Source organism: Streptomyces sp. NBC_00252 (assembly GCF_036187565.1).
Classification (GTDB): Bacteria; Actinomycetota; Actinomycetes; order Streptomycetales; family Streptomycetaceae; genus Streptomyces.
Genome location: NZ_CP108087.1, coordinates 2,113,942 through 2,138,739 on the forward strand (window position 1 = coordinate 2,113,942; position 24,798 = coordinate 2,138,739).

Consider the following 24,798-nt stretch of genomic DNA (forward strand, 5'->3'; position numbering starts at 1 on the left):
ACGCATGAGTGATCTGACGAGGATTCCCGCCCCCGACGGCGTCGCCCCGGCGGCGGCCTACACGCACGTCGTCATGGGCACCGGCCGTTTCGTCGCGGTCTCCGGTCAACTCGCCCTGGACGAGGACGGAAAGCTCGTCGGCGAGGACGACGCGGCGGCCCAGGCCCGCCAGGTCTTCGAGAACCTCCGCCGCTGCCTCGCCTCGGCAGGGGCCGGCTTCGACGACGTGGTCAAACTGACCTACTTCGTCACGGACATGGCCCACATGCCGGCCATTCGCACGGCCCGCGCGGCCCACATACCCGACGACCGGCTCCCCGCCGCGTCGGCGGTGCAGGTCGCCGCGCTGGTGCGACCCGAGTTCCTGATGGAGATCGAGGCGTACGCGGTGATCGCCGAACAGGGCGAGCAGCGAGTGGGCCGAGGCAGGTAATTCGGAGGCGGGCCCGGTCGGCACCTCCCTAGGGTGCCGCCATGAGCGACGCCGAGCCCGTGCAGATCCGCCCGATGACCCTCGCCGACTGCGACCGCGTCTCCGAAATCCGCGTCCTGGGCTGGCAGTTCGCGTACCGGGGCCTCATGCCGCAGCCCTTCCTGGACGCCCTCAGCGCGAAGGCCGACGCCGAACGCCGCCGGGCCCGTTTCCTGGAGGGCGACGGCAGCGTCCTGAACCTGGTCGCCACGGTGGACGACGAGATCGTCGGCTGGGCCGCGCTCGGTCCGTACCGCGACGACGAACTCCGCGCGGCGGACGCCGAGTTGTACGCGATCTACCTCGACCCGGAGCACGTGGGCACCGGCGCCGGACGGGCTCTGATGCGGGAGGGGCTACGGCGGTGCGCGGCCCTCGGCCACAAGCGCATCTACCTCTGGGTCGTCCGGGGCAACGCCCGCGCCCGCCGCTTCTACGAGCGCGCGGGCTTCTGGGCGGACGGCGCGGAGGAGCCGTACGAGGTCGCGGGGGTGCTGGTGCCCGAGCTGCGGTACGTCAGGGAGTTGAGGGGGTGAGAGGCCGTCGCGCCGACCGCTCGCGAACCCGGAACACCAGAGCCTCCGCGCCACGCACCTGCCCACCCCGCTCACCGCTGCCTCGGAATCCTCCCCAACGCGTGCACCGCCGCCTCCGCCAGCGCCGGATGAGCCAGGGCGTCGTTCAGGACCGGTCGTGCGCGCGGGTCTGCCAGTTCGCCGAGGCCCTCCACGCAGGCGAGGGCCACGCGGCGGTACGGGTCGTGCGGGCGGAGGCGGCGCTGGAGGGTGGTGATGAGGGCGGGGACGGACTCGGGGGCCCGGAGGTCGGCCAGGAGGCGGACGGGGTGCAGGGCGTAGGCGACGCGGAGTTCGTTGGTGGCGAGGGCGGCGGCCGCGCGGGCGGTGCGGGGGTCGTCGAGGCGGGCCAGCGCGTACGCGGCGGAGGCGCAGCGCTGCGGCTCGCGGTGGTTGAGGAGAAGGACCAGGGACTCGAAGGCACGCCGGTCGCCCGCGAGGCCCAGCCGGAACGCGGCCAACTCCCGTGCCCAGAGCGGATGACCGGGGGCGGTGAGGACCTCCGCGAGTTCGTCAAGGTCGCCGGTCCCCACGAGACGCTCGTACGGCACCGCCCCTCCCGACTCCCGCCGTAAGCGCTCCGTGAGTGATCGCAACTCTTCGTCCATGAAACCGAGCCTATGGGTGTCGTCGGACACCCGGGACCCACATCTCCAACTCGGGGGCTGGCGCGCTCGTTACTCACGGGTTAAGCTCAGACGAGCGAGTTACCCACTCGCATCTCCTCACGGTGGCCTGGTGACGCAGCCGCCGTGAGTGCAGTCGGTTCGGTGCCTCGTGTGCCGCAGTACGACCAGGCCTGGGACAGGGCCGGTCGGAACTCTCTCTTCCCGCCGGGCGTGTGCGCTCGTTGCCCGGCACCACCCGCACTCCTTCCCGCACTCCGTGCGCCCGTCGGCGTACGGAGTGCGCTCCCAGTCGTCACCCTCATTCCAGGAGTCCCGCGATGGCAGCTCCCCTGTCCGACGCCCCTCTGTCCCCGTTCAAGACCATTGCCGTCGTCGGTCTCGGCACGATGGGCACCGGTATCACCGAGGTCCTCGCCCGGGCCGGCCGCGAGGTCGTCGGCATCGACGTCAACGAGGCCGCGACCGCCCACGCCGTCGCCGCCCTGGAAGCCGCGACCGCCCACGCCGTGCGCCGCGGCAGGCTGACCGAGCAGGAGCGCACCGACGCCCTCGCCCGCGTCCGCACCTCAACCGACCTGGCCGCCGCGGCCGACGCCGACCTGGTCATCGAGGTGGCCCCGGAGTCGTACGAGATCAAGCACCAGATCTTCCGTGAGCTGGACGGGATCGTGCGCCCCGACACCATCCTCGCGACCGGTACGAACGCGCTCTCCGTGACCCGGCTCGCGGCCGACTCGGCGCGCCCCGAGCGGGTGTTGGGGCTGCACTTCTTCAACCCGGCGCCCGCGATGAAGCTGGTCGAGGTCGTCTCCTCGGTGCTGACCGCGCCCGCCGCCGTCGCCGCCGTCACGGACCTCGCGCTCGAACTCGGCAAGGAGCCCGTCGCCGTCGGCGACCGGCCCGGGTTCGTCGCGGACGGCCTGCTGTTCGGCTACCTCAACCAGGCCGCCGCGATGTACGAGGCGAAGTACGCCTCCCGCGAGGACATCGACGCGGCGATGCGGCTCGGCTGCGGACTGCCGATGGGCCCGCTCGCGCTCCTCGACCTGATCGGCATCGACACCGCGCGCACGGTCCTGGAGGCCATGTACGCCGAGTCCCACGACCGTCTGCACGCCCCCGCGCCGATCCTGAAGCAGCTCAGCGAGGCGGGCCTCACCGGCCGCAAGACGGGCCGCGGCTTCTACTCCTACGAGACTCCGGGCAGCGCGACCGTCGTGCGGGACGCGCTGACCCCGGCCGAGGGCGCGGGGCTCACGCCGGGCCGTCCGGTCCGGTCGGTCGGGGTCGCCGGTTCCGGGACCATGGCGTCCGGGATCGCCGAGGTCTTCGCCAAGGCCGGGTACGAGGTCGTGCTCGCCGCGCGCAGCGAGGAGAAGGCGCAGGTCGCCAAGTCCCGTATCGGCACGTCGCTTTCGCGCTCGGTCGACCGGGGCCGGATGACCGCTGAGGCCGCCGCGCAGACCCTGGAGCGGATCACTCCGGCGGGTTCCTACGACTCCTTCGCGGACGTCGACCTGGCCGTCGAGGCGGTCGCCGAGGACCTGGAGGTCAAGCAGCAGCTGTTCGCGACGCTGGACAAGGTCTGCAAGCCGGGCGCGGTCCTGGCCACCACGACCTCGTCGCTCCCCGTCGTCGCGTGCGCCCGTGCCACCTCGCGTCCGCAGGACGTGATCGGCATGCACTTCTTCAACCCCGCACCGGCGATGAAGCTGGTCGAGGTCGTCCGTACGGTGTTGACGGGTCCTGACGTCCGGTCGACCGTTCACGAGGTCTGCGTCAAGATCAAGAAACACGCGGTCGACTGCGGTGACCGGGCCGGATTCATCGTCAACGCCCTGCTGTTCCCGTACCTCAACAACGCGATCAAGATGGTCGAGGAGCACTACGCGTCCCTCGACGACATCGACGCGGCGATGAAGCTGGGCGGCGGCTACCCGATGGGCCCCTTCGAGCTGCTGGACGTCGTCGGGCTGGACGTGTCCCTGGCGATCGAGAAGGTCCTGCACCGCGAGTTCCGTGACCCGGGCCTGGCTCCGGCGCCGCTCCTGGAGCACCTGGTGGCCGCGGGCTGCCTCGGCCGCAAGACGGGCCGCGGCTTCCGCGAATATGCCCGCCGCTGAGCAACCGGAGGACCCGTCCGGGATCGACGCGGACTGGGGCGGGCTGCTCGACCCCACCGGAGGACCCCTGCCCGCGCTGGGCGGGGGAAACCCCCGACGTGCACGCCAAGCTGCGCACATGCAGTACGTTCGGGTCATGCCCCAGCCCGCCAAGCCCTCCCGTACACCAGCCACGCCCGACGCACCGGAGAGTGCCGCGGGCGGTCGTGCCGCCGCCCAGCGCCTCAAGATGCGGCGCGAACTGGCGGCGGCCGCGATGGAGCTGTTCGCGACGAAGGGGTACGAGGCGACCACCGTCGACGAGATCGCTGCCGCGGCCGGGGTCGCGCGCCGGACGTTCTTCCGCCACTTCCGCTCCAAGGAAGAGGCGATCTTCCCCGACCACGACGACACCTTGATCCGGGCCGAGGCGGTGCTCAACGCGGCTCCCGCGCACGAGCACCCGCTCGACACGGTGTGCCGGGGCATCAAGGAAGTCATGCGCATGTACGCGGCCCGACCGGAGATCTCGGTCGCCCGCTACAAGCTGACGCGCGAGGTGCCCACCCTGCGCGAGGCCGAGATCGCGTCGGTGGCCCGCTACGAGCGGCTGTTCACGCGCTATCTCCTGGGCCACTTCGACGAGCACGCGCACGACGACGACGCCAACGACGACCCGCTGCTCGCCGAGGTCGCCGCCTCCGCCGTGGTCACCGCCCACAACCACGTGCTGCGGCGCTGGCTGCGGGCCGGCGGTCAGGGCGACGTCGAGGCACAGCTCGACCACGCCTTCGGGATCGTACGGAAGACGTTCGGCACCGGCATCGGCGCCGGCCGTACCGCGACCCCCAAGCCGGCCGGCACCGCGGTGCACCGGCACGGCGAGGTCCTGGTGACGGTCGCGCGCACCGACGCCCCGCTGGACGAGGTCATGCGGACCATCGAAGAGGCACTCCGGGACCGCTGAGCCCCCGGCACCATGTGATGACGGCCACCCCTCGGGGTGGCCGTTTTGGCATGTCAGAGCCCCTTTTCGCGCAGCTTTCCGACCCCGTTCGATCGATCATCGCTCATTTGTTACGTAAAGATTTCACCTGAGAGCAACTCATGGCACTCGGTGCCTTGCGAGGTGACACGCAGTGTCATACGTTGAAGATGTCCGGGCGGCCGGCGTGCAGAGACCTTTCGTACGTCGGCTGTCCCCGTAGGCCACTGGCCCACGCGCCCGGACGCCTGCGTCACAGGCAACCTCCCGCGCCACAAAGCGCTGCCGAAGCACCACCCCGCCGAACCGACGGCACCTCAGCACCCACCCTCAGCAGCAGCACCGACGTATCCATCGGCGCCCCTCCCTCGGGGCGCACTTCGCCGGAGGCAACACCGTGACCGTGAAGGACATCCTGGACGCGATCCAGTCGCCGGACTCGACTCCGGCCGATTTCGCCGCCCTGCCGCTCCCCGAGTCGTACCGCGCGATCACCGTGCACAAGGACGAGACGGACATGTTCGCGGGCCTCGCCACCCGCGACAAGGACCCCCGCAAGTCGATCCACCTGGACGACGTCCCGGTGCCCGAACTCGGCCCGGGCGAAGCCCTGGTGGCCGTCATGGCGTCGAGCGTCAACTACAACTCCGTGTGGACCTCGATCTTCGAGCCGCTGTCGACGTTCGGCTTCCTGGAGCGCTACGGCAAGCTCAGCGAGCTGACGAAGCGGCACGACCTGCCGTACCACGTCATCGGCTCCGACCTCGCGGGCGTCGTCCTGCGCACCGGCCCGGGCGTCAACGCCTGGAAGCCCGGTGACGAGGTCGTGGCGCACTGCCTGTCCGTCGAGCTGGAGTCCTCCGACGGGCACAACGACACGATGCTCGACCCCGAGCAGCGCATCTGGGGCTTCGAGACCAACTTCGGCGGGCTCGCCGAGATCGCGCTCGTCAAGTCCAACCAGCTGATGCCCAAGCCGGACCACCTGTCATGGGAGGAGGCCGCCGCCCCGGGCCTGGTGAACTCCACCGCGTACCGGCAGCTGGTCTCGCGCAACGGCGCCGGCATGAAGCAGGGCGACAACGTCCTCATCTGGGGCGCGAGCGGCGGACTCGGCTCGTACGCCACGCAGTTCGCGCTCGCGGGCGGCGCCAACCCCATCTGCGTCGTGTCCTCGCCCGAGAAGGCCGACATCTGCCGCGCGATGGGCGCCGAGGCGATCATCGACCGCACCGCCGAGGACTACAAGTTCTGGGCCGACGAGCACAACCAGGACCCGCGCGAGTGGAAGCGGTTCGGCAAGCGCATCCGTGAACTCACCGGCGGCGAGGACGTGGACATCGTCTTCGAGCACCCGGGCCGCGAGACCTTCGGCGCAAGCGTCTACGTCACCCGTAAGGGCGGCACGATCGTCACCTGCGCGTCGACTTCCGGGTACAACCACGAGTACGACAACCGCTACCTGTGGATGTCCCTGAAGAAGATCATCGGCTCGCACTTCGCCAACTACCGCGAGGCCTGGGAGGCCAACCGGCTGGTCGCGAAGGGCAAGATCCACCCCACGCTCTCCCGGGTCTACCCCCTGGAGGAGACCGGCCAGGCCGCCTACGACGTCCATCGCAACCTGCACCAGGGCAAGGTCGGCGTCCTGTGCCTCGCCCCCGAGGAAGGCCTCGGCGTGCGTGACGGGGAGAAGCGCGCCCAGCACATCGACGCCATCAACCGCTTCCGGAACATCTGAGGTCACGTAGATGACTGAGCGCCAGAAAGACCGGCCGTGGCTCATGCGCACGTACGCCGGTCACTCCACGGCAGAGGCGTCCAACGAGCTGTACCGGCGCAACCTCGCCAAGGGCCAGACCGGTCTGTCGGTCGCGTTCGACCTGCCGACGCAGACCGGCTACGACTCCGACCACATCCTCGCCCGCGGCGAGGTCGGCCGGGTCGGTGTTCCGATCGCGCACCTCGGTGACATGCGCCGGCTGTTCCAGGACATCCCCCTGGACCAGATGAACACCTCGATGACGATCAACGCCACCGCCATGTGGCTGCTGGCGCTCTATCAGGTCGTCGCCGAGGAGCAGGGTGTGGACATCACCCAGCTCCAGGGCACGACCCAGAACGACATCGTCAAGGAGTACCTGTCGCGGGGCACGCACGTGTTCCCGCCGGTGCCCTCGCTGCGGCTGACCACCGACATGATCTGCTACACGGTCAACCACATCCCCAAGTGGAACCCGATCAACATCTGCAGCTACCACCTCCAGGAGGCCGGGGCCACCCCGGTCCAGGAGATCGCGTACGCCATGTCCACCGCGATCGCCGTCCTGGACGCGGTGTTCGCGTCCGGTCAGATCCCGGAGGACCGCAGGGGCGACGTCGTCGCCCGCATCTCCTTCTTCGTGAACGCGGGCGTCCGCTTCATCGAGGAGATGTGCAAGATGCGCGCCTTCGGCCGCATCTGGGACCAGGTCACCCGCGAGCGCTACGGCATCGAGAACCCGAAGCAGCGCCGCTTCCGCTACGGCGTCCAGGTCAACTCCCTGGGCCTGACGGAGGCGCAGCCGGAGAACAACGTCCAGCGGATCGTGCTGGAGATGCTGGCGGTGACGCTGTCGAAGGACGCACGCGCGCGTGCCGTGCAACTCCCGGCATGGAACGAGGCGTTGGGGCTGCCGCGCCCGTGGGACCAGCAGTGGTCGCTGCGCATCCAGCAGGTGCTGGCGCACGAGAGCGACCTGCTGGAGTACGCGGACATCTTCGACGGCTCCCATGTCATCGAGGCGAAGGTGGCCTCCCTGGTGGAGGAGTCCCTCGCGGAGATCGACCGCATCGAGGAGATGGGCGGCGCGATGGCCGCCGTCGAGTCCGGCTATCTCAAGTCGCAGCTCGTGTCCTCGCACGCGGAGCGCAGGGGCCGGATCGAGTCCGGTCAGGAGAAGATCGTCGGCGTCAACATCTTCAACACGACCGAGCCCAATCCCCTCACCGCCGACCTCGACACGGCGATCCAGACGGTCGACCCGGCCGTAGAGGCCCGCGTCATCGCGTCGTTGCAGCGGTGGCGGGACACGCGCTATCAGCCGCCGTTCAACCACCCGCGCCCGTGCAAGGCGCTGGAGCGGCTGAAGGAGGCCGCGAAGGGCACCGGCAACCTCATGGAGGCCACCCTGGAGTGCGCACGCGCCGGTGTCACGACCGGTGAGTGGGCCGGGGCCCTGCGGGAGGTGTTCGGCGAGTTCCGGGCGCCCACGGGCGTCTCGTCGGCGCCGGTCGCGGTGCCCGCCGAGGAGGGCTCGGCGATGGCCGGCGTACGCCGCAAGGTGGATGCGACGGCTCGCGACATGGGCGTCGGCAAGCTGCGGTTCCTGGTCGGCAAGCCGGGCCTGGACGGGCACTCCAACGGCGCCGAGCAGATCGCCGTACGCGCGCGTGACGCCGGCTTCGAGGTGGTGTACCAGGGCATCCGGCTGACCCCGGAGCAGATCGTGGACGCGGCCCTCGCGGAGGACGTGCACGCGGTCGGGCTGTCCATCCTGTCCGGCTCGCACGCCCAGCTGGTGCCGGACGTCCTCGAACGGCTCCGTGTGGCCGGTGCCACAGACATACCTGTCATCGCCGGTGGGATCATCCCCAATGGTGACGCCGACACGCTGCGGGCCGCCGGAGTCGCGGCGGTCTTCACCCCGAAGGACTTCGACATCACCGGAATCATCGGCCGCATCGTCGACGAGATCCGGAAAGCGAACAAGCTCGACCCTCTGCTCGACCCCTTGGAGGTCCCCGCATGACCACGCCCGCCCCCGTCAACCGGCTTCGCCCGCGGCGCTCCTGTCTCGCGGTCCCGGGAAGCAACCCGCGCTTCCTGGAGAAGGCGCAGGGCCTCCCGGCCGACCAGGTCTTCCTGGACCTGGAGGACGCGTGCGCGCCGCTCGCCAAGCCCGAGGCGCGGCACACCATCGTCAAGTTCCTCAACGAGGGCGACTGGACGGGCAAGACACGGGTCGTGCGCGTCAACGACTGGACGACCGAGTGGACGTACCGCGATGTCGTCACGGTCGTCGAGGGCGCGGGTCCGAACCTCGACTGCATCATGCTGCCGAAGGTGCAGGACGCCCAACAGGTCGTGGCGCTGGACCTGTTGCTGACGCAGATCGAGAAGACGATGGGCTTCGAGGTCGGCAAGATCGGCATCGAGGCGCAGATCGAGAACGCGCAGGGGCTCAACAACGTCAACGAGATCGCCCAGGCCTCGCAGCGCGTCGAGACGATCATCTTCGGTCCCGCCGACTTCATGGCGTCGATCAACATGAAGTCCCTCGTCGTGGGCGAACAGCCGCCCGGCTACCCGGCGGACGCCTACCACTACATCCTGATGAAGATCCTGATGGCCGCCCGCGCCAACAACCTCCAGGCGATCGACGGCCCTTACCTCCAGATCCGCAACGTCGACGGCTACCGCGCGGTCGCCCAGCGTGCCGCCGCGCTCGGCTTCGACGGCAAGTGGGTGCTGCACCCGGGCCAGGTCGAGGCGTCCAACGAGATCTTCTCGCCGTCCCAGGAGGACTTCGACCACGCCGAGTTGATCCTGGACGCGTACGACTACTACACGTCCGAGGCCGGCGGCAAGAAGGGCTCCGCGATGCTCGGCGACGAGATGATCGACGAGGCCAGCCGCAAGATGGCGCTCGTCATCTCCGGCAAGGGCCGGGCCGCGGGCATGGAGCGCACGTCCACGTTCGAAGCCCCGGAGGCCTGAGCCCATGCAATTCGGACGCACCTACGAGGAGTTCGAGGTCGGCGCGGTCTACAAGCACTGGCCCGGAAAGACCGTCACGGAGTACGACGACCACCTCTTCTGTCTCCTGACGATGAACCACCACCCGCTCCACATGGACGCCAACTACGCCGAGAACACGACGGACTTCGGCAAGAACGTGGTCGTCGGGAACTACATCTACTCGCTGCTGCTGGGCATGTCGGTGCCGGACGTGTCGGGCAAGGCGATCGCCAACCTGGAGGTCGAGTCGCTGAAGCACGTGGCGCCGACCTTCCACGGCGACACGATCTACGGCGAGACGACGGTCCTCGACAAGACGCCGTCCAGGTCGAAGAACGACCGCGGGATCGTGTACGTCGAGACCAAGGGCTACAAGCAGGACGGCACGCTGGTCTGCGTGTTCCGCCGCAAGGTGATGGTGCCGACCGAGACGTACATCAAGGAGCGCGGCGGCGAGCAGCCCGGCCGCCCCCAGCTGAAGCAGACGGAGAAGTAGCCATGGCGCGACTCGCCCAGACCGCCGGTCTCACCGACATCCAGCGGGAGATCCTGTCCACCGTCCGCGACTTCGTGGACAAGGAGATCCTCCCGGTCGCCACCGAGCTGGAGCACCGCGACGAGTATCCGCAGCACATCGTCGACGGGCTCAAGGAGTTGGGCCTCTTCGGCCTGATGATCCCGGAGGAGTACGGCGGCCTGGGCGAGTCGTTGCTGACGTACGCCCTGTGCGTGGAGGAGATCGCGCGCGGGTGGATGTCGGTGTCCGGCATCATCAACACCCATTTCATCGTGGCCTACATGCTCAAGCAGCACGGCACCCAGGAGCAGAAGGACCACTTCCTGCCGCGCATGGCGGCGGGCGACATCCGGGGCGCGTTCTCGATGTCGGAGCCGGCGCTCGGTTCGGACGTCTCGGCGATCTCGTCGAAGGCGGTGAAGGACGGCGACGAGTACGTCCTGAACGGCCAGAAGATGTGGCTGACGAACGGCGGTACGTCGTCTCTCGTCGCCGTTCTCGTACGAAGTGACGAAGGACACCCGGAGGGCACCGCGCCCCACAAGTCGATGACGACCTTCCTGGTCGAGAAGGAGCCCGGCTTCGGCGAGGTCCGGCCCGGTCTCACCATCCCCGGGAAGATCGACAAGATGGGCTACAAGGGCGTCGACACCACCGAGTTGATCATGGACGGCCTGCGGATTCCGGCCGACCGCGTGCTCGGCGGGGAGACCGGCCGAGGTTTTTACCAAATGATGGACGGAGTCGAGGTCGGCCGCGTCAATGTCGCGGCGCGTGGCTGCGGGGTCGCTCAGCGTGCCTTCGAGCTGGGCGTCTCCTACGCGCAGCAGCGGCACACCTTCGGAAAGCCCATCGCCCAGCACCAGGCGATCCAGTTCAAGCTGGCGGAGATGGCTACCAAGGTCGAGGCCGCCCATGCGATGATGGTCAATGCGGCACGCAAAAAGGACTCCGGGGAGCGAAACGACCTCGAGGCAGGGATGGCGAAGTACCTCGCCTCCGAGTACTGCAAGGAGGTCGTCGAGGACGCCTTCCGGATCCACGGCGGGTACGGCTTCTCCAAGGAGTACGAGATCGAACGCCTTTACCGCGAGGCGCCGATGCTGTTGATCGGCGAAGGTACCGCCGAAATCCAGAAAATGATCATCGGGCGCAGGTTGCTCGAAGAGTATCGATTCCAGGGCTGATTGTCCGTTTCGGGGTGTTTTCTCCGAGAAGAAGATCACACCCCGTCAACGCTCCTCAGCCGCCGACTCGGCTTCCTGGCTTACCCAGTTGTGGCCCACGACCGGTACGATCCCGGGAAAGCCGCCGTCCCCCGTTACAGCGCGGCATCATCCGCTACGAAGGTCATCCATGCCCCACAGCCAAACCTCTGCACCACGCGACAGCCTGGCAGGCGTACGCCTCGCGCGCGGAGCATCGCCGTGGCTCCTGCCGACTGTCGCCACCGCAGCCCTCAGCCTGGTACGCGCACGCAAGTCCGGCGCCGCCAAGGTCGTGGCCGTACCCGCCACCGCGCTTGCGGCGGGCATGCTGTGGTTCTTCCGCGACCCCGAGCGCGAGATCACCCCGGGCCGGGTCATCTCGCCCGCCGACGGTGTGGTGCAGAGCATCATGCCGTGGAAGGACGGTCGCACCCGCGTCGCCATCTTCATGAGCCCGCTCAACGTCCACGTCAACCGCGCGCCGCTCTCCGGCACGGTGACGTCGGTCGAGCACATCCCCGGTGGTTTCGTTCCCGCGTTCAACAAGGAGAGCGAGAACAACGAGCGGGTCGTCTGGCACTTCGACACCGAGCTCGGTGACATCGAGATGATCCAGATCGCCGGCGCCGTCGCCCGCCGGATCGTCCCCTACGTCCCGCAGGGCACGAAGGTCGAGCAGGGCGAGCGCATCGGACTGATCCGCTTCGGCTCGCGCGTCGACATCTACCTCCCCGAGGGTGTCGAGGTGGACGTGGAGGTCGGTCAGAAGACGGTGGCTGGGGTGACTCGCATTGACCGTGATTGATCCGGAGACACAGGCGGGCTGGGTGCCCGAGGCGGATGACGTGGACGACGAGGAGGAGATGCCTCTTTCTCTCCGCCTCTCAATAGCGGACACCCTCACCCTCGGCAACGCCACCTGCGGCTTCATGGCGGTGTACTTCACCACCACCGGCATCCTGATCCCGCACCTGACGGGCAACGACGAGTCGACCGGCATGGCCCGCCACAGCGCGGCCACCGCGGTCATCCTGATGCTGTGCGCGGCGGTCTTCGACCTCTTCGACGGCCTCGTCGCCCGCAAACTGCGCTCCTCCCCCATGGGCGCGGAGCTGGACAACCTGTCGGACCTCATCAGCTTCGGCCTCGCGCCGGCGTACTTCGTCCTCGTCTACGGCATGGTCGCCGACGACGCGCACCAGAGAGTGGCCGCGGTCGGGGCGATCGTCGTGCTGCTGGCGGTGGTGCTGCGGCTCGCGCGGTTCTCGTGCGTGACACCGCCGAACGGCATGTTCCAGGGCATGCCCTCGCCGTTCGGCGCGCTGACCGTGGTCTCGATCGTGCTCCTCGAGCTGCCGTTCGTGGCGACGCTGCTCGCGATCCTCGGCACCGCCTGGCTGATGGTGAGCCGGGTCGAGTACCCGAAGCCGCGCGGTCGCCTCGCGGTGGCCATGCTCGCCTGGATCGTCCTGTCCATGGGTCTGCTGGCGGCCTGGGCGTTCGACGCCCCGAGCGGTCAGCTGCTCCTGCAGACGGGCTGTGCGCTCCAGCTGGTCATGGGCGCGGTGATCCCCCTGTTCGCGACGGCCCGCCGCGTGAACAACTTCCGCGACAACCGGCGCGAGGCGCGGGCTGCCCAGCCGTAGGCCGGAAGAACTGAAGAAGGGCCCCGGACCGGTTCACGGTTCGGGGCCCTTCGACGTTCCTCGGGGTGGGACTCAGACCAGGAAGTCCCGCGCGATGTTCTCCGCCACCCGCTCCAGGATCGGACCGGCATCCGCGATGCACTTCGCCACGTCCGGTTCGACGGACGTGAGGGGATACGCGCGGCGAATGCCCGCGTGGCCGAGGGACTGGGGCGGGAGGGAGAGGCGGCCGCAGACGGCGACGACCTCCTTGCCCTCGGCGCGGGCCGCCGCGGCCACGCCTGCCGGGGCCTTGCCGTGGAGGGTCTGCTCGTCCAGGGAGCCCTCGCCGGTGATGACGAGGGTGGCGCCCTCCAGGGCGGAGGCGAAGCCGAGGACGTCGAGCATGACGTCGATGCCGGGGCGGAAGCGGGCGCCGAGGAGAAGGGCGCCGTAGCCGATGCCGCCTGCCGCGCCCGCGCCGGGGGCGGCGGCGTACTCGGCGGCCTTCCCGCCGATCGACTCCTCCAGGACCTTCGCGTAGTGCCCGAGGGCCGCGTCGAGGGCGTCCACGTCGTCCGGTGCGGCGCCCTTCTGGGGGCCGTAGACCGCGGGGGCGCCCTTGGGCCCTGTGAGGGGGTTGTCGACGTCGCTCGCGAGGATCAGGTCGACGGAGGTGAGGCGCGGGTCGAGGCCGGTGAGGTCGGCCGAGGCGAGATCGGTGAGGCCGCCGCCGCCCGGGGGCACCGGTTCGCCCTCCGCGTCCAGGAAGCGGGCGCCGAGGGCGGAGAGCATGCCCGCGCCGCCGTCGGTCGTGGCGCTGCCGCCGACGCCGAACACGATCGTGCGGGCGCCCGCGTCGAGCGCGGCCCGCAGCAGTTCGCCGGAGCCGTACGTCGAGGAGGTCAGCGGGGCGAAGACTCCCTTGGGCAGGCGTTGCAGCCCGCTCGCCTCGGCCATCTCCACGACGGCCGTGTCGCCGCGGACCGCGAAGGCCGCGGTGACCTCGTCACCGAGGGGCCCGGCGACCCGTATCTCCCGCCGCTCGAAGCCCGCCGCCACGGCCGCGTCCACCGTGCCGTCGCCGCCGTCGGCGACCGGCATGGCGGTGACCTCCAGATCGGGTACGACCCGGCGCAGCCCGGCCGTCACCCGCTCGGCGACCTGCACGGCCGTCAGCGACCCCTTGAACTTGTCCGCGGCGATGAGCACCCTGTGGGTGCCCCTCTGTGCAGCGTTCGCCACCTTGCGATCCCCTTGCTCTACGGGCCCCCGCGCGTTCAGGGGCCAGTCGCGCCGCTGTGACCTTAACCGGCGGACACCCCCGCCGTCATGCCCCGACCGAACGCTGGGACCGGGCCGAGCACACGCTGTGACGTTGCGGGACCCGGAATCGGTCCACCGGGGCGTATGACCTCCGCGGGCACTGAGCCGACGCTCGCGAACCGCATCCCCGGGGGCCGGGCCGACCGACGCCTGGACCGCGCCCTTCGTCGCCGCCATCGACGTCCTCGGGCTGATCGTGGACGGGTTGCGGGCGGGGTCGTAGCGGGGTCGTAGGGATTGCGTGGGTGAAGGCCTGGGCGGCGCCGCGGTACGACTCGCGGTGCAGGAAGGCCCTGGTCGAGCGCGGCCCCGCTGCCGCTTCTCCGTGCCGGGCGGTGAGTCTGCGAGGTGACTGCGCGGGCTGGTTACCCTTCCTGAATGACCACCACGCAAGACTTCGCCACGTACCTCGCGGGTCTCCCCCGCATCCTCGCCGGGGCCGCCGCCCTCTTCCGCGACGCCGACGGAAACGTCCTGCTCGTCGAGCCCAACTACCGTGAGGGCTGGGCGCTTCCGGGCGGCACGATCGAGTCGGACGACGGTGAGACCCCGCGCCAGGGCGCGCGCCGCGAGACGCTGGAGGAGATCGGCCTCGACGTCGAACTCGGCCGCCTGCTCGCCGTCGACTGGGTCTACCACGGTCCGGAGTACCCGCCGTTGGTCGCCTACCTCTACGACGGCGGCGTCCTCACCGCGAACGACCTCGCCTCGATCCGACTCCAGGAGGAGGAACTCCTGTCCTGGCGCCTCGTCCCGCGCGAGGACATCCCGGAGTACCTGTCGGGTTCGCTGGGGCTGCGGGTCCTGGTCGGGCTGGACGTACTGGAAGAGGGTTCGGGCACGGCGGAGTTGGAGAACGGCCAGCGGGTGGGCTGACGGCTCCGGGTCCAACACCGGGCGCGGCCGGGCCAGTTGACCGACACCGACATCGGCCTCGGCATCAGCCGCCCTGCCGCGCGGGCGTCAGCCTTCAACACCTAATCCCTGGGCCGGAGTTCAGCCCTCGACGTCCCGAGGTTTCACATCCACCTCACGTAGCGCGTCGTCGCGCGCCTCGGCCCTGGCCTCCGTGCGGTGGCCCCGCTCGATGTAGTCACGGACCACGAGTTCGACGGCGTCCTGCGGGTTGCCCACGCCCGCGAGCACCATGACTTCCACGACGAGCGCGGCATCGAGCGAGACGGTCACCTTGGCCATGGGCGGACGCTAGCACCGCCTCCCGGCCCCGGACATCCGGACGAGCCGAGGGATTCCCCGACCGGCGGCCGCCTGACACCGCGATATCCACTCGCCGCCCCGCCCCCACCCCCCTACCCTCGCCACCATGAGCAAGCCTCTTGTCGCCCTCCTCACCGGCGCGGGTATCTCCACCGACTCCGGCATCCCCGACTACCGCGGCCCGAACGGTCTGTGGCGGAAGGATCCCGAGGCGGAGAAGCTCGTGACCTACGACTACTACATGGGTGACCCGGAGATCCGGCGCAGGTCGTGGCAGCTGCGGCGGCAGACCCAGGCCCTGCGGGCCGAGCCCAACGCCGCGCACCGGGCCGTCGTGGAGCTGGAGCGGTCCGGTGTGCCGGTGCGGGTCATCACGCAGAACGTCGACGGGCTGCATCAGCTCGCCGGGCTGCCCGCACGGAAGGTGCTCGAACTGCACGGCTCCGCGCGGGAGTTCACCTGCACGCGATGCCATGCGCGCGGGCCGATGGCGGACGCGATCGCGCGGGTCGAGGCCGGGGAGGACGATCCCGGGTGTCTGGTCTGCGGCGGGATCCTGAAGTCCGCGACCGTCTACTTCGGCGAGCAGCTCGATCCCGTCGTCCTCGGCGAGGCCGCCGCCGTCACCAAGGCCTGCCAGGTGTTCATCGCCGTCGGCAGCACCCTGCAGGTGCACCCCGCCGCCGGGCTCGCCGGCGTCGCCGTCGATCACGGCGCCCGGCTGGTCATCGTCAACGCCGAGGCGACACCGTACGACGAACTCGCCGACGAGGTCGTACGGGAGCCGATCGGGACGGCGTTGCCCGCGCTGCTGCGCGGACTCGGTGAGCTCAGCGGGTGACGCGGAGTTCGGGCCGGCCGTGCGGGAGTTCACCTGCACGCGATGCCATGCGCGTCAGAACAGCGCCGCCCCGCTCTCGAAATCCAACAGCCGCTGCTTGCGTTCCAGCCCGCCGCCGTACCCCGTGAGACTGCCGTTCGCGCCGACCACCCGATGGCAGGGGACGATGATCCCGATGGGGTTCTTGCCGTTGGCGAGGCCTACCGCGCGGGAGGCGCCCGGGTTGCCGAGGGCGTCGGCGAGGGCGCCGTAGGAGCGGGTCTCGCCGTAGGGGATGCGGCAGAGCTGGTCCCAGACTCGCTGCTGGAACGGGGTTCCGTGCAGGCGGAGTTGGAGAGTGAACTCCTTCAACTCGCCGGCGAAGTAGGCCTGTAGCTGGGCTTTCGGTTCGGCGAAGGGGGTGTCGTCGGGGCTGCCGAAGTTCTCCTCCGGGGGGCGGTGGCGTTGGTCGACCATGTAGAGGCCGCAGAGGGCGCCGTCGTCGTCGGCGACGAGGGTCAGCGGGCCGTACGGGCTGTCGATCAGCGTGTGGTGCTTCATGCGGTCTGCAATCTCCTTACGCGGGAAGGAAGTTGATCGGGTGGCTGTCCGTCGCCCACAGGTACTGGACCGCGTACGCCCGCCAGGGCCGCCAGGCCGCCGCGCGTGCGGTGAGCGCGGCCGGGGTCGACGGGAGACCCAACTCCTGGGCGGCGCGCCGGACTCCGAGGTCGGTGGGGAGGAAGGCGTCGGGATCACCGAGGGCGCGCATGGCGATGGCGTCGACCGTCCAGGGGCCGAAGCCGGGGAGGGCGAGGAGTTGTGCGCGGGTTTGCGCCCAGTCGCTCTCCACTCCCAAGTGGAGGGTGTTGTTTGCCAGTTGGGCTACCAGGGTGGTGAAGGTGCGCCGGCGGGACTGCGGCATCGCCAGTGATTCCGGGTCCAGCGCCGCCAGTGACTCCGCGGACGGGAAGAGGTGGGTCAGGCCGCCCTCGGGGTCGTCGACCGGTTCGCCGTGCGCGGTGACCAGGCGGGCCGCGTGGGTGCGGGCCGCCGCCGTGGAGACCTGCTGGCCGAGGACGGCCCGCACGGCGAACTCCGCCTCGTCGACCGTGCGCGGGACGCGTCGCCCGGGTGCCTTGTCGACCAGCGGCGCCAGGACCGGGTCGGTCCTCAACTGGTCGTCCACCGCGACCGGATCGGCGTCCAGGTCGAGCATGCGGCGGCACCGGCTGATCGCCACCGGCAGATCGCGCAGGTCGCTGAGCGTGAGGCGGCAGGCGATGTGGTCGGACGTGGGCGTCAGGGACGCGATGCCGTGGCCGTAGGGGAGACGGAGGGTGCGGCGGTACGCGCCGGCGCGCCACTCCTCCACGCCCGGCACCGCGGTCGCCGCGAGGTGGCCGAAGAGGTTGTCGGGGTTGAGGGGCGCGCGGAACGGCAGCCGGAGGGTGAGGGTGCCGGGGGTCAACACGGTTGTCTTCGGGCGCCTGTTGCGCAGTTCGGTCGGGGAGAGGGCGAAGACGTCGCGCACGGTGTCGTTGAAGGTGCGGATCGAGGAGAAGCCGGCGGCGAAGGCGATCTCCGCCATGGGGAGGGCGGTCGTCTCGATCAACAGCCGTGCCGTCTGGGCGCGTTGGGCGCGGGCCAGGGCGAGGGGTCCCGCGCCCAGCTCGGCGAGGAGCTGGCGTTCGACCTGCCGGGTGCTGTAGCCGAGGCGGGCGGCGAGGCCGGGGACGCCCTCGCGGTCCACGGTTCCGTCGGCGATCAGGCGCATCGCGCGGGCCACCAGGTCGGCCCGCTGGTTCCACTCGGGTGAGCCGGGGCTGGTGTCCGGGCGGCAGCGTTTGCAGGCCCGGAATCCCGCCTGCTGGCAGGCCGCCGCGCTCGGGTAGAACGTCATGTTCTCCGGCTTGGGCGGGACGACCGGGCAGCTGGGGCGGCAGTAGATGCGGGTGGTCAGGACGGCCGTGAAGAACCAGCCGTCGAAGCGCGCGTCCTTGGACTGGACCGCGCGTACACAGCGCTCCGTGTCGGTGTGCATCCCGTTCTGCATGTGTCCAGCATCCGATACGCGGTGGGCCGGGGCTGGCGGGAATCCGACATCGACGTCGCGTGGCCTGCTGCCGGGCGAGAACCATACCCGCGGCTTAACCATTGGTGGAGACGCGCCCGGCTTTGTAACGTCGGCTTCCGTGACCCCGACTCCCCCCTCGGCGAACACCGCCGATTCCCTCCCGGCCCTTCTCGACGCGGCCCGGAGCGACTATGAAGCCCTGCGCGCGAAGGGACTCTCGCTCGACCTGACCCGCGGCAAGCCCTCCGCCCGGCAGCTCGACCTGTCCACCGCACTGCTCTCGCTGCCCGGCGACCGCCACACCTCCGCCGACGGCACGGACTGCCGCAACTACGGTGCCGCGGACGGCCTGCCGGAGCTCCGGGAGATCTTCTCCGGGTTCCTCCAGGTACCGGCCGGGCAGCTGCTCGCCGCGGGCAACTCCAGCCTGGAGCTGATGCACGACAGCCTCGTGCACGCGCTGCTCGGCACGGTGCCCGGCGCGGCCCGCCGCTGGGCGGACGAGGAGCGGATCGCGTTCCTGTGCCCGGTCCCCGGCTACGACCGGCACTTCGCGCTGTGCGAGCGCTTCGGCATCGAGATGATCCCCGTGCCGATGACCGCCGAGGGTCCCGACATGGACGCGGTGGAGCGGCTGGTCGCCGGGGACCCGGCGGTGAAGGGCATCTGGTGCGTGCCCAAGTACAGCAATCCTGACGGGACTTGCTACAGCGACGAGACCGTACGACGGCTCGCCGCGATGCCCACGGCCGCGCCCGACTTCCGGATCTTCTGGGACAACGCCTACGCCGTGCACCACCTCACCGACGAGGAGGTGGAGATCGCCGACGTCCTGGCGGCCTGTGCCGCGAGCGGGCATCCCGACCGGGTCCTCGTCTTCGGGTCCACCTCGAAGATCACGCTGGCCGGCGCGGGCGTGGCGTTCTTCGGCTCGTCCCCGGCCAACGTGGCCTGGCTGCGCGGGAACAGCGCCAAGCGGTCCATCGGGCCCGACAAGATCAACCAGCTGCGGCACGTCATGTTCCTGCGCGATCCCGACGGGGTGCGCGAGCACATGCGGAACCACCGTGAGCTGCTGCGGCCGAAGTTCGACACCGTGCTGCGGGTCCTGGACGAGCGGCTCGGCGGCACCGGCCTCGCCACCTGGTCGACGCCCCGGGGCGGCTACTTCATCACCCTGGACGTGCCGGACGGCTGTGCCCGCGAGGTGGTGCGCCGGGCGGCGGACGCCGGTCTCGCGCTGACTCCGGCGGGCGCAACCCATCCGTACGGCGACGATCCGAGGGATCGTACGATCCGGATCGCGCCCTCCTTCCCGGACTCGTCGGAGATCGCGGAGATCATCGACGGGGTGGCCACCTGCGTCCGTCTTGTGGGGTACGAAAAGCTTGTGTCCGGCGGGAGTTGACCCGGTTCGCGCTCCGCACACCTGACGCGCCCGAGGTGTGCGGTACCTCACGCCCCGGTTACAAATCGCTCAACCTCTGGTTGCGAAGCGGTGCGCGGTCCACGATGGGGACATGACCCTGGCCGAGCGAGCCATGCAGCGACTGGAAGACTGGCGCGACCTCAGCGCGGTCCCCGCGAGCTGTGGCACGGGGCGGGCGCTGCGGTCCGCTCACAGCGAGATCGTGCACTTCCACTCCGACCACGATGTGGACCTGCATCTCACGGTCGGGGCCATTCTCCGGTTCCACCACGATCTCAGTGAGTCGACGGCGATCCGGATCATCCCGGGTTCGCGCTGGGTGACCGTCCACCTGGACTGCGAGACGGACGTCGACCTGCTGCTGAGCCTGGTCAGCGTCGCCCTCAAGGCACACGCGGGCGGGCCCCCTGCCGGGAGCCCGCCCATGACCGGCTGCAACTTCCACCGGGTGACACTCGTGCCGCGCGACGGCGACTAGGTCCGGCCTGAGGGCTCGGTCCTAGAACACCGCCGCCGTGTCGTCCTCGCCCGCCTCCAGCAGGGTGGCCGCCTCGCCGACGATGCGCGGATCGGGGCTGCCGACGACCTCCTCGTCCTTGTCGGCGTAGTCGAAGCGGGCCAGCACGCTGCGCATGGCCTCGACGCGGGCCCGTTTCTTGTCGTTACTCTTCACCACGGTCCAGGGTGCGTGTTCCGTGTCGGTCTCCCGGAACATGGCGACCTTCGCGGCGGTGTAGTCGTCCCAGCGGTCCAGGGACTCCAGGTCCATCGCGCTGAGCTTCCACTGCCGTACGGGATCCACCTGGCGGATCGTGAAACGGGTGCGCTGTTCACCTTGTGAGACGGAGAACCAGAACTTGATCAGGTCGATGCCGTCGTCCGCCAGCATCCGCTCGAACAGCGGGGCCTGGCGCATGAAGCGGCGGTACTCGTCGTCCGAGCAGAAGCCCATCACGCGCTCGACGCCCGCCCGGTTGTACCAGGACCGGTCGAACAGCACGATCTCGCCCGCGGTCGGCAGGTGCTGGACGTAGCGCTGGAAGTACCACTGACCGCTCTCGCGCTCACTCGGCTTCTCCAGGGCGACCACGCGGGCGCCACGCGGGTTCAGGTGCTCGGTGAACCGCTTGATGGTGCCGCCCTTGCCGGCCGCGTCACGCCCCTCGCAGACGATGACGAGCCGGCGGCCGGTGTCCTTGACCCAGCGCTGCAGCTTCAGCAGTTCTATCTGCTGGAGCCGCTTGTGCCAGTCGTACTCCTTGCGCTCCATGCGCTGTTCGTACGGGTAGTTCTCCCGCCAGGTGTCCACCGGACTGCCGTCGGGCCGGATCAGCACGGGGTCGTCCTGGTCGGTGTAGTCGACCCGCAGCCCGGTCAGCAGTTCAGTCATCCCGGCCTCCTCTCAAGGGGGTTCAGTAGCTCAGCGGTACGCGGCCGTCATCAGTGGAACTGCGGCACGATCAAATAAATGCCGTACGCCACGACAGCCGCACACGCGAGAAAGCACAACCCCGCCTGCGTCAGACCGAGTGCATGCGTGCCGCCGTCCACCTCACGGGCGGCCTCGACCCGGGCGAGGCCCAGGATGCCCAGCGCGAAGATGACGACCACGCCGACGGTCACGCCGACGCTCACCGCGAAGACCTCGCCGAGGGCGTTCCAGTCCAGACTCATAGCTCAACTCCCTTGGCTCAGGCGGCCGTACGGACGTCGGAGGACGCCTCGGTGCGGATGGTGACCTCGTGGGTCTCGTTCACGTTGTCCGCGTGCACGGGGTTGCGGCGCGAGGCGATCACGATGAATCCGGCCACGGCGGCGGCGACCAGGGCGATCAGGGCCGTACCGAGGTTGCCGCCGTGCTTGACGACGCTCGCGGACAGACCGCCGACCAGGGCCGCGGCCGGCAGGGTGACCAGCCAGGCGATGACCATGCGGCCCGCGGTGCCCCAGCGCACCTCGGCCAGCCGTCGGCCGAGGCCCGCGCCCAGGATGCCGCCGGAGCAGACCTGGGTGGTGGAGAGCGCGAAGCCCAGGTGGGCGGAGGTGAGGATGACGGTGGTGGAGGCGGCCTCGGCCGCGAAGCCCTGCGGGGACTCGATGTCGGTGAGGCCCTTGCCCATCGTGCGGATGATGCGCCAGCCGCCGATGTAGGTGCCCAGGCCGATCGCGAGTCCGGCGGAGGCGATCACCCAGATCGGCGGACCGGCGTCGTGGCCGAGCGCGCCCACCGAGATCAGGGTCAGGGTGATGACGCCCATCGTCTTCTGGGCGTCGTTCGTGCCGTGTGCGAGAGAGACCAGCGAGGCCGAGGCGATCTGGCCGATGCGGAAGCCCTTGGTGACCGAGTCCTTGCGGGCCCGGGCGGTGATCTTGTAGGCGAGGTAGGTGGCGAGGAGAGCGGCGATCCCGGCCACCAGCGGCGAGGCCACCGCGGGGATCAGGATCTTCTCGACAACCTTGTCGAAGTGCACTCCGTCGGAGCCCGCTCCGACCCAGACGGCGCCGATCAGACCGCCGAACAGGGCGTGGGAGGAGCTCGACGGGAGGCCCACCAGCCAGGTCATGAGGTTCCAGAGGATCGCTCCGACGAGCCCCGCGAAGATCATCCCCGGCGTGACCAGGGTGTCGTCGACGATGCCGCCGGAGATCGTCTTCGCGACTTCCGTGGACAGGAAGGCGCCGACGATGTTGAGAGCTCCACTGATCAGAACCGCCGTACGGGGCTTCAGCGCCCCCGTGGCGATGGACGTCGCCATCGCGTTGGCAGTGTCGTGGAATCCGTTGGTGAAGTCGAAGGCCAAGGCCGTGACGATGACGACCGCCACGAGGAACGTGATGTGGTCCATCGTTCGATGGAAGCAATCGAAGGCGTACATTCGGCCAACCGGAGGCCAAATCGAGGCATGGCCCGTGCAACGCCGCCGTGTGCACGCCCCGCTGCGCCCCTCGCTCACCCCATCCTCCACTTCGCGCACACACTTTCCTCTCCTTATGGCATGGCCCGGTCAAATCTGCGAAGCTTCCCCCGCGATCACGCAATCGCTACGCGCACCCCAGCGCCGCCCACCGGCACACCCAGTCCGGCCGGGCGGCACCGAGCAGGCCGGAATCCCGGCCGCCGTAGAAGGAGTTCCGTGTGAGATCGACCCCCCACAAGGCCCTCGCCGCCGGTGTGTTCGCCGTCGCCGCGGTGGCCGCCCTCTCGCTCCCCGTCACCCCGGCCGCCGCCGCGCCCGCCGGGGCCCCGCTCGCCGCCGCCTGCACCCCGGCGCAGGTGGTCTCGGGCGGTGACTTCGAGAGCGGCACCTCGTCCTGGACCCCGTCCTCGACGAGCGTCATCACCAGCCGCACCGGCCAGTCCGCCCACGGCGGCTCCAGCTTCGCCTGGCTGGACGGCACCGGCGGCACGCACACCGACAGCCTGAGCCAGAGCGTCACGATCCCGTCGGGTTGCAGCAGCGCCACGCTCACCTTCTGGCTGCACATCGACACCGCCGAGACGACCTCGTCGACCGCGTACGACAAGCTCACGGCGAAGATCGGCAGCACGACCCTGGCGACGTACTCGAACCTGAACAAGGCCACCGGCTACGTCCAGAAGTCGTTCGACGTCTCCTCGTTCGCGGGCCAGACCGTGAGCCTCGCCTTCAGCGGCACCGAGGACTCCAGCCTCCAGACGAGCTTCGTCCTCGACGACATCGCGCTGAACACCTCGGGCGACACCGCCCCGCCGGCCGACTCGACGCGCACACCGGCCGCCCCGGCGTACACCGTCAGCCTGAGCAGCAACACCGCAGGCACGGTCTGGACCGGCCACGAGAGCACGACCTTCACCAACGCCTCGGCCACCCCGCTCACCGAGGTGTACCTCCGGCTGTGGGACAACTACCACGGCACCTGCACCGCGCCGCCGATCACCGTCACCAACGTCACCGGCGGCACCGCGGGCGCCCTCTCGGTCGCCTGCACGGCCCTGCGCATAGCCCTCCCCACCCCCCTGACGCAGGGTCAATCCACCACGATCGGCTTCGACTTGGGCATCACCGTCCCGAGCGGCGCGGACCGGTTCGGCCACGACGGCGCGTTCAACATGATCGGCAACGCGCTGCCGGTCCTCGCGGTCAAGGACGGCTCGGGCTGGCACCTGGACCCGTACACGAACAACGGCGAGTCCTTCTACTCCCTGGCCGCCGACTTCAAGGTCACCCTGGACCACCCGACTTCCCTGTCGGTCCCGGCCACGGGCACCTCGGTGGACACCCCCGGCACCAGCGGCCGTACGGTGACCACGGCCACCGCGTCCAAGGTCCGTGACTTCGCGTGGGCGGCGGGCCCGTTCACCAAGATCTCCGGTACGTCGGCGGCGGGCACCGCGATCAACATCTACTCGGTCTCGGGCATCAGCTCCGCCAACGCCCAGTCGATGCTCACCACCGCCAAGTCGGCAGTCGACGCCCACGCGGGCCGCTTCGGGGCCTACCCGTACGGCGAGTTGGACGCCGTCATCGACAACAACTTCTGGTTCGGCGGCATGGAGTACCCCGGCTTCGTCCTCGACCTGGTCAGCACCACGGCCCTCACCCACGAGATCGGCCACCAGTGGTTCTACGGCATCGTCGGCGACGACGAGTACAACAGCCCGTGGCTGGACGAGGCGTTCACCGACTACGCGACCGACCTCGCCCAGGGCCTGACCGGCACCAACTGCTGGAACAGCGTCTCCTGGGCCTCCTCGGCGGAGAACATCACCAACTCGATGGCCTACTGGGACGCCCACTCGTCCCGCTACTCCACCGTCGTCTACGGCTACGGCAAGTGCGCCCTGCACGACCTGCGCCGCATCCTCGGTGACACCGCGATGGCCAAACTCCTGAAGGACTACGCCACTTCGCACTGGTACGGCGTCTCGACCACCGCCGAGTTCAAGGCGGCGGCCCAGGCGGCGACGACCACGGACCTGACGTCGTTCTGGACGACGCACCGCATCGTCGGCTGACACCGGCACGGAAGAACGGGGGGTTCGCCGTGCTGTCGG

The 24,798-nt window shown here is 69.8% G+C and carries 24 protein-coding genes; 16 read left to right on the plus strand and 8 right to left on the minus strand.

The genetic code is table 11. The features are described 5' to 3' along the window. Positions 1–4: 4 nt before the first annotated feature. Positions 5–433 (plus strand): RidA family protein, encoded by a 429-nt coding sequence (locus OHT77_RS09150; RefSeq protein ID WP_328827615.1) that lies wholly within the window; start codon positions 5–7, stop codon positions 431–433. Between the two features lie 41 nt (positions 434–474). Then, entirely contained in the window at positions 475–1,008 is a 534-nt protein-coding gene (locus OHT77_RS09155) for a GNAT family N-acetyltransferase (protein ID WP_328827616.1), read from the plus strand. 71 nt (positions 1,009–1,079) lie between these two features. Here the strand turns inward: OHT77_RS09155 and OHT77_RS09160 are convergent, their stop codons facing one another. After that, the gene (locus tag OHT77_RS09160; protein ID WP_328827617.1) at positions 1,080–1,655 is read right to left on the minus strand and encodes an adenylosuccinate lyase; all 576 of its coding nucleotides are present in this window, start codon (positions 1,653–1,655) and stop codon (positions 1,080–1,082) included. Between the two features lie 338 nt (positions 1,656–1,993). Between OHT77_RS09160 and OHT77_RS09165 the strand changes: the two genes are divergently transcribed. From OHT77_RS09165 to pssA, 9 genes are all read left to right on the plus strand, one after another. Further along, positions 1,994–3,799, plus strand: a complete 1,806-nt coding sequence (locus OHT77_RS09165; protein ID WP_328827618.1) for a 3-hydroxyacyl-CoA dehydrogenase family protein — start codon at positions 1,994–1,996, stop codon at positions 3,797–3,799. Positions 3,800–3,917: 118 nt separating this feature from the next. Next, positions 3,918–4,745 carry a TetR family transcriptional regulator gene (locus tag OHT77_RS09170; RefSeq protein WP_266774057.1) on the plus strand — a complete coding sequence of 276 codons (828 nt, stop codon included), beginning with the start codon at positions 3,918–3,920 and terminating at the stop codon, positions 4,743–4,745. Between the two features lie 421 nt (positions 4,746–5,166). Continuing rightward, entirely contained in the window at positions 5,167–6,504 is a 1,338-nt protein-coding gene (gene ccrA / locus OHT77_RS09175) for a crotonyl-CoA carboxylase/reductase (RefSeq protein WP_328834193.1), read from the plus strand. 10 nt (positions 6,505–6,514) lie between these two features. After that, the gene (locus OHT77_RS09180; RefSeq protein WP_328827619.1) at positions 6,515–8,554 is read left to right on the plus strand and encodes a protein meaA; all 2,040 of its coding nucleotides are present in this window, start codon (positions 6,515–6,517) and stop codon (positions 8,552–8,554) included. Next, positions 8,551–9,522, plus strand: coding sequence for an HpcH/HpaI aldolase/citrate lyase family protein (locus OHT77_RS09185; protein ID WP_328827620.1), 972 nt, complete (start codon positions 8,551–8,553; stop codon positions 9,520–9,522). Before OHT77_RS09180 ends, OHT77_RS09185 begins: the two co-directional genes overlap by 4 nt. A 4-nt stretch (positions 9,523–9,526) precedes the next feature. Then, a complete protein-coding gene (locus OHT77_RS09190) occupies positions 9,527–10,039 on the plus strand; it encodes a MaoC family dehydratase (protein WP_328827622.1) in 513 nt (170 codons plus the stop codon). A gap of 2 nt (positions 10,040–10,041) precedes the next feature. After that, positions 10,042–11,247, plus strand: a complete 1,206-nt coding sequence (locus OHT77_RS09195) for an acyl-CoA dehydrogenase family protein (RefSeq protein WP_328827623.1) — start codon at positions 10,042–10,044, stop codon at positions 11,245–11,247. A gap of 169 nt (positions 11,248–11,416) precedes the next feature. Beyond that, the gene (locus OHT77_RS09200) at positions 11,417–12,073 is read left to right on the plus strand and encodes a phosphatidylserine decarboxylase (RefSeq protein ID WP_266774051.1); all 657 of its coding nucleotides are present in this window, start codon (positions 11,417–11,419) and stop codon (positions 12,071–12,073) included. Between the two features lie 22 nt (positions 12,074–12,095). Continuing rightward, the gene (gene pssA / locus OHT77_RS09205) at positions 12,096–12,914 is read left to right on the plus strand and encodes a CDP-diacylglycerol--serine O-phosphatidyltransferase (RefSeq protein WP_266776869.1); all 819 of its coding nucleotides are present in this window, start codon (positions 12,096–12,098) and stop codon (positions 12,912–12,914) included. A 72-nt stretch (positions 12,915–12,986) separates the two neighbouring features. Here pssA and OHT77_RS09210 read toward each other — a convergent pair whose 3' ends face one another. Next, on the minus strand, positions 12,987–14,105 hold the full coding sequence (locus OHT77_RS09210; RefSeq protein ID WP_328834194.1) for a glycerate kinase: 1,119 nt from the start codon (positions 14,103–14,105) through the stop codon (positions 12,987–12,989). 492 nt (positions 14,106–14,597) lie between these two features. Between OHT77_RS09210 and OHT77_RS09215 the strand changes: the two genes are divergently transcribed. Further along, positions 14,598–15,095 (plus strand): NUDIX hydrolase, encoded by a 498-nt coding sequence (locus OHT77_RS09215; protein WP_328827624.1) that lies wholly within the window; start codon positions 14,598–14,600, stop codon positions 15,093–15,095. A 120-nt stretch (positions 15,096–15,215) separates the two neighbouring features. On the opposite strand, the gene OHT77_RS09220 is transcribed toward OHT77_RS09215, so the two are convergent. After that, positions 15,216–15,416 (minus strand): type II toxin-antitoxin system VapB family antitoxin, encoded by a 201-nt coding sequence (locus tag OHT77_RS09220; protein WP_019062937.1) that lies wholly within the window; start codon positions 15,414–15,416, stop codon positions 15,216–15,218. 127 nt (positions 15,417–15,543) lie between these two features. Here OHT77_RS09220 and OHT77_RS09225 point away from each other — a divergent pair, with 127 nt between their 5' ends. After that, positions 15,544–16,278: an SIR2 family NAD-dependent protein deacylase gene (locus OHT77_RS09225; protein WP_328827626.1), complete on the plus strand. Its 735-nt coding sequence runs from the start codon at positions 15,544–15,546 to the stop codon at positions 16,276–16,278. Between the two features lie 54 nt (positions 16,279–16,332). Here the strand turns inward: OHT77_RS09225 and OHT77_RS09230 are convergent, their stop codons facing one another. Together OHT77_RS09230 and OHT77_RS09235 are read right to left on the minus strand one after the other, a co-directional pair. Further along, positions 16,333–16,818 (minus strand): methylated-DNA--[protein]-cysteine S-methyltransferase, encoded by a 486-nt coding sequence (locus OHT77_RS09230; RefSeq protein WP_328827627.1) that lies wholly within the window; start codon positions 16,816–16,818, stop codon positions 16,333–16,335. A 16-nt stretch (positions 16,819–16,834) separates the two neighbouring features. Continuing rightward, on the minus strand, positions 16,835–18,313 hold the full coding sequence (locus OHT77_RS09235) for an AlkA N-terminal domain-containing protein (protein ID WP_328827629.1): 1,479 nt from the start codon (positions 18,311–18,313) through the stop codon (positions 16,835–16,837). Between the two features lie 139 nt (positions 18,314–18,452). Here OHT77_RS09235 and OHT77_RS09240 point away from each other — a divergent pair, with 139 nt between their 5' ends. Further along, the gene (locus OHT77_RS09240; protein ID WP_328827631.1) at positions 18,453–19,742 is read left to right on the plus strand and encodes an aminotransferase class I/II-fold pyridoxal phosphate-dependent enzyme; all 1,290 of its coding nucleotides are present in this window, start codon (positions 18,453–18,455) and stop codon (positions 19,740–19,742) included. A 112-nt stretch (positions 19,743–19,854) separates the two neighbouring features. Further along, positions 19,855–20,241 (plus strand): luciferase domain-containing protein, encoded by a 387-nt coding sequence (locus OHT77_RS09245; RefSeq protein WP_328827632.1) that lies wholly within the window; start codon positions 19,855–19,857, stop codon positions 20,239–20,241. A 21-nt stretch (positions 20,242–20,262) separates the two neighbouring features. Here the strand turns inward: OHT77_RS09245 and ppk2 are convergent, their stop codons facing one another. From ppk2 to OHT77_RS09260, 3 genes are read right to left on the minus strand one after another with little or no spacing between them, the layout of a single operon-like run. Continuing rightward, positions 20,263–21,153, minus strand: a complete 891-nt coding sequence (gene ppk2, locus OHT77_RS09250) for a polyphosphate kinase 2 (RefSeq protein WP_266774042.1) — start codon at positions 21,151–21,153, stop codon at positions 20,263–20,265. Positions 21,154–21,203: 50 nt separating this feature from the next. Beyond that, positions 21,204–21,437 (minus strand): hypothetical protein, encoded by a 234-nt coding sequence (locus tag OHT77_RS09255; RefSeq protein WP_328827633.1) that lies wholly within the window; start codon positions 21,435–21,437, stop codon positions 21,204–21,206. Positions 21,438–21,454: 17 nt separating this feature from the next. Beyond that, positions 21,455–22,609 carry an inorganic phosphate transporter gene (locus OHT77_RS09260; protein ID WP_328827635.1) on the minus strand — a complete coding sequence of 385 codons (1,155 nt, stop codon included), beginning with the start codon at positions 22,607–22,609 and terminating at the stop codon, positions 21,455–21,457. 290 nt (positions 22,610–22,899) lie between these two features. Between OHT77_RS09260 and OHT77_RS09265 the strand changes: the two genes are divergently transcribed. Beyond that, positions 22,900–24,759: a M1 family aminopeptidase gene (locus tag OHT77_RS09265; protein WP_328827636.1), complete on the plus strand. Its 1,860-nt coding sequence runs from the start codon at positions 22,900–22,902 to the stop codon at positions 24,757–24,759. Positions 24,760–24,798: the final 39 nt, after the last annotated feature.